Annotated in this window: 5 protein-coding genes and 1 pseudogene; 2 read left to right on the top strand and 4 right to left on the bottom strand. The window is 63.7% G+C overall.

The window, feature by feature from the left end; genetic code table 11:
- Positions 1–198 (bottom strand): annotated as a pseudogene (locus ACH0BU_RS17795) (hypothetical protein); the annotation flags it as partial.
- A 660-nt stretch (positions 199–858) separates the two neighbouring features.
- On the opposite strand from ACH0BU_RS17795, the gene ACH0BU_RS17790 reads away from it, so the two are divergent.
- Together ACH0BU_RS17790 and ACH0BU_RS17785 are read left to right on the top strand one after the other, a co-directional pair.
- Entirely contained in the window at positions 859–1,236 is a 378-nt protein-coding gene (locus tag ACH0BU_RS17790; RefSeq protein WP_500264446.1) for a hypothetical protein, read from the top strand.
- Positions 1,233–2,111 (top strand): TerB family tellurite resistance protein, encoded by an 879-nt coding sequence (locus ACH0BU_RS17785; protein WP_500264445.1) that lies wholly within the window; start codon positions 1,233–1,235, stop codon positions 2,109–2,111. Before ACH0BU_RS17790 ends, ACH0BU_RS17785 begins: the two co-directional genes overlap by 4 nt.
- A 156-nt stretch (positions 2,112–2,267) precedes the next feature.
- On the opposite strand, the gene ACH0BU_RS17780 is transcribed toward ACH0BU_RS17785, so the two are convergent.
- The 3 genes from ACH0BU_RS17780 to ACH0BU_RS17770 all read right to left on the bottom strand — a co-directional run.
- On the bottom strand, positions 2,268–2,744 hold the full coding sequence (locus ACH0BU_RS17780) for a VapC50 family PIN domain-containing toxin (RefSeq protein WP_500264444.1): 477 nt from the start codon (positions 2,742–2,744) through the stop codon (positions 2,268–2,270).
- Entirely contained in the window at positions 2,744–3,202 is a 459-nt protein-coding gene (locus tag ACH0BU_RS17775; RefSeq protein ID WP_500264443.1) for a helix-turn-helix domain-containing protein, read from the bottom strand. Before ACH0BU_RS17775 ends, ACH0BU_RS17780 begins: the two co-directional genes overlap by 1 nt.
- A 489-nt stretch (positions 3,203–3,691) precedes the next feature.
- On the bottom strand, positions 3,692–4,351 hold a 660-nt coding region (locus ACH0BU_RS17770; protein ID WP_500264442.1), incomplete at its 5' end, for a hypothetical protein.

Raw genomic sequence — 4,351 nt, 5'->3', positions numbered from 1 at the left:
CATACCCGTCACGCTGCTCGACGAAGGGGGTCCCTTTTGCACGCCGATAGGGGGTCCTTTTTGGACGCCGATTGACACCACCAGCTCGCAACGCTTCGCGCTTCTCGCCTGCTCGGTCGGTAGGAGCGAGATCGCCGCTTCGATGCCGTCGACGAGTTGGAGCAGGCGAAGCTCGATCACTGGAAGGTAGTCGATCAAAAAGGGATCAAGTGGCTCGCGCGCGGCATGATCTAGGAACCGAGTGACCTGCTCCTCTGCCAGCTTTAGGTCTCGACCATGTTTGCCGGCGACGCCTCGCGCCTTTTGCCACGTCCCAGCCAAGCCCTGACCGACTGGGGGCATTTGGGGGGGGGGGCACCCTTGGCGACAAGGTCCTCGCCGACGAGGGTTGCGCGGGGTTGGGTGTAGGGCGTTGGAGCCGGCGCTGGCCCCAGCGCTCGTCGAGCCACGAGCGCCAAAACTCCGCTGAGCGTATAGGGTAGCGCGATAAGCCCAACACATACGCCTGTCGCTGAGGGATCAACCGTCCCGTAGCTGGCAAGCAACGCCGCGAACGCGCCAGCGGCAACAGCAAGTGCCACGCCTTTTGCCACGGTGAGCGCCAGGCCAACTACGAACGGCACGACGCGCGCAAGCGCCCACCACAGCAGGAAAAACACGATCAACGCGATCGGGAGGAGGACGATCATCACCAGCGAACCGGCGTCAGGCTAACCGGCGGCCGGAGCATGGCAAGTGCTCAGCTGCGACAGTCTCGGTCGCACTCGTTTTTTCGGCTCTCGACAAGTGTCGGCAATATCGCTTGTATTTGTCCGTCCTCGGGGGAGAAACGCTTTGGATAGTTCGTCATCCGCGACGTTGCCGTCGCGCACAGCCATCATCGCGCGCATCGATGATCTCGCCATCAGCGCCGACGCCAAGCACTGGCTCAAGCACGCCCTCGACGTGTCGGCCGAGGTCGGCACGCGTGTGGTCGCGATCGGTCGTGAGATCGTCGCACGCATCCTGGAGTTCGCGCGCGCCTTCCCGGCAACGACGTTCGGTGTCATCGTCGGCTTTACGATGGGTGCGTTGATCGGCTCCATCCCCGTCGTCGGACTTCTGCTCGGGCCCATGGTGACACCGCTCCTAGTCGCGCTCGGGCTCGGAACTGGCGCCATCGCCGACGTGAAGGACGGCGGGCTACGCGCGCGCGTTACCGAACTCGAACGCAGCGTGGCGGCGAAGCTCGCGTGACTGAACTGATAGAGTGCTTCTCCGGCGTCAACCGGGTGCTCGCGGATGCCGACGCGCACCGATTTAAGCGCCAGCTTCGGATCGGCGGCGACGTCTACTGGACCTCGCGGGTGACGAAGGGCGCACGGTCGGCGTGGGATGTGGGCGGCATGGCACTGACCGGCGGTCAGGTGGCGGCATCGTCCTGGGTCGCCACGACCTTCTTCGCGCCCACGGGTTGGTCGGCGTTCACCGCGGCGCTCGGCGTCGGCACCGCGGCCGCCACGCCGGTCGGCTGGGTCGCGTTGGCGGCTGTCGCTACTGGCGGGGTGTATTGGGGCGTGACGCGGATGATCCGCGATGCGGTAGAACCAGGCGTCGACGTCGTGCCGCACTTCATCAACTCGCCGGTCAGTGCCCTTGCAGTTTCGCTGCTCGACCTGATGGGCCCCCTCGCGATGCGCGTCGCTGCCATCGACGGCCGGGTGGATCCAGCGGAGAGCTCTACGATTGCGGAGCATTTCATCGAGGTTTGGGGCTACGATCCCGACTACATCGCCGCGGCTCTGGCGCTTTACAAAGAGGCGAGCGACACGACCGAGGTAAAGCCGCTCGCGCAAGCTCTAGCCGACTTCCAGAAGGCCAGCCCCGACTGCAATGCCGCGCAGATGCAGGAGGAGCTCCTGTCTCTACTCCGAGAGGTGGTGATGGCTGACGGCCATCTCGACGAACGCGAGCAATGGGCGATCGCTGCGGTGGAGGCAGAGTTCGCGACATCTAGAGCGTTCTCGCCGTCGGCTACGCTCAAGAGCGCGGGTGAGGCCGTATCGACGATGACTTCTCGAGCTCGGTCGATCGCGGAGCGCGCGCTGGGACGATCAGACCAGCCTTGCTGACCCTGCAAGAGAGCTGACTCCGAAGCGAACCGCCGATCAGCTCTACCTGACCAATATGGAGAGAGGTCGTTCCCGAAACTTCCGGTGGCGTCAAGCGAAGGGGCCGGTGTGGAGGTCATCAGCTGGCCGGTCGTTCGCCACCTTCTTATTCAACGTCTAAAGCGACCTCACGAACGAAGCCAGCGTGTCCGCCGTCGCGATCAACCCTCGCGCTTCCATGTCTCGCAGCAGTCGATCCGCTTCGAGTGGCGGCACTCTCAACCGTTTGCGCATCCGTCGCAGCGCCGGAATCGCGCGGCCAAGGTCCAGCGCAATGGTGTCGGCGATAAAGTCGTCGGCGTTCCGGGCCTCGATGTTGAGCGGAGTGAGAATGTCGTCCGGGAAGTCGCGAACCGATGCTTCCTCGAACGCGCGCTCCATCGCCAGGCGCGCTCTCGATCCGCGCGCCGCGGCATCAGCGTATCCCTTGCCCTCCGCGAGACGCGCGATCGCGCGCTCCGTCTCCTCCATGATCGGCACCGACCATCTGACACGAAAGAACTCGGCCTCTGCCAGCGTGAGCAGGAGGTTCCTGCGCATGGTGTCGACGAGCGAGCACGCATCGACCAGCGCAGTGTAGCGATTGGCGAACACTACAGGAGGTCAGCATCGCCTGCGGCGAGATCGGAAAGCGCGTCGGCGCGGTCCGCGTCCCGCTTTGCCTTGTAGGCGAAGACGTCCTCCGCTCGGATTCGGCGGTGGCGCCCGGTGAACGTGTGATTGATCACGCCCTTGTCGAGCAAGCCGATGAGATAGGGACGCGACACGTTCAGCAGATCGGCCGCCTGTTGGGTGGTGAGCAGTTCACGGATCGGGAGGAGGGTCACGGCATGACCGCTGCCCACCTGGCGCAGCAGATCGAGCAGCAGATCGGACATCGCCCGAGTGAGCGTGATCTCGACGGGCTTGTGCGCGTCGGGATCGAAAACCTTGAGCGTCGCGTCGCCGGTTGCGTGCTGCGCGATGAGACGCCGCAACTGATCCGCGGCCCGGCGTTCGTCGACCGTGGGGAGGCGATCGCCAAAGGGCTCGGCGAAGGCGGGCAGCGTCATGGGATGTCTCCGAGCGGGCTGAGTGCCTCTATACGATATTCGCAATAAATGCAATGAATGAACGGTGGGTTGCCGGCGATGATTAAGAGGCCCCCTCCCGCCAACCCTGATCCTCGCCGGCTCCCCCGTCCGGTGATCGTGGGGTGACCTAGGGACAGCAACACGCTCCCAATGCCGCCGCGCTGCGAAAACCTGGTATCACGCTGGTATCGCGAATCGCTCGACCTCCCCCTGTTTTCAGGTCCTATTCCGCATCGTCATCGTTGATTTTGCTCGATTTTTCTCGATCCAAACGCATTCGTAATGCGGGGGTCACAGGTTCGAGTCCTGTAAGCGGCACCACCTTCTTTGACATTGACCCTTATCAGGTTCGCTGTTGCCACTTATGCGAACCTCGGTGTCATGCTGCCGGCACTGCGACCAGCGGACGCGTGCAATCATCCATATGTGAGTGCATTACCGACCTGGTAGCAGCCGAAGGAGGTTAGACTACCTGAGGCTCAGCTGCAGGCGGTAGTTGCCGAACAGGTCCCGGCAGGTTCCCGGCTCCAACATGATCTCCGGGCCGGTGGGCCGTGCGAAGCTGCCCATCACCGTCAGGATGATCGCTTGGTCCGACTGCGAGACGCCGTAGGCCGAGCTGATGACCCGCGAGGCGTTCCGCTTCTCTCCCGGCGTGAGCAGCTGGACGTTCTGGTCGAGGTAGCCGAATCCGAGCAGCAGGATGGTGGAGGCGTCCTCCATCACGGCCTTGATCCGCGGCTCGACGGTGCTCTCCACGCTTTCCGTGAACGTCCGGACGCGTGATCCCACCTCCCAGAGGTTCAGCCCATCGCTCCCTCCGAGCGGCACCGCCTGCTCGCCTTCGGTCGTCTGCCACGGCAGCGGCCCGAGGGAACCGTAGGGGTGGAGGAACTCGACCTGGGCGAGGATCCTGGTCGCCGCTGCACCGTCGAGGTCGAAATACGCCTGAAGCGCCAGCCAGAGATACTGCTCAAGGCAACGGTCATAGTTGAAAATCACGAAGCGCAGATGCCGAAATACCTCCGCGACGTCCGCCTTTCCGATGCCCTGTCCGCCGTCAGCACCAATGGCACAGATTTGAGGTTGTGATTTAAGGAGGATCTGGGCTTCGTCGTAGTGACGAAG

This window comes from Sphingomonas olei, from assembly GCF_045369765.1.
Taxonomy (GTDB): domain Bacteria; phylum Pseudomonadota; class Alphaproteobacteria; order Sphingomonadales; family Sphingomonadaceae; genus Sphingomonas; species Sphingomonas panaciterrae.
This window is presented reverse-complemented; position numbering and strand designations above follow the sequence as displayed.

What these genes read in the sequence shown, in the direction of transcription:
- ACH0BU_RS17775 (WP_500264443.1), bottom strand. Translation starts at nt 3,202, where the DNA reads ATGACGCTGCCCGCCTTCGCCGAGCCCTTTGGCGATCGCCTCCCCACG.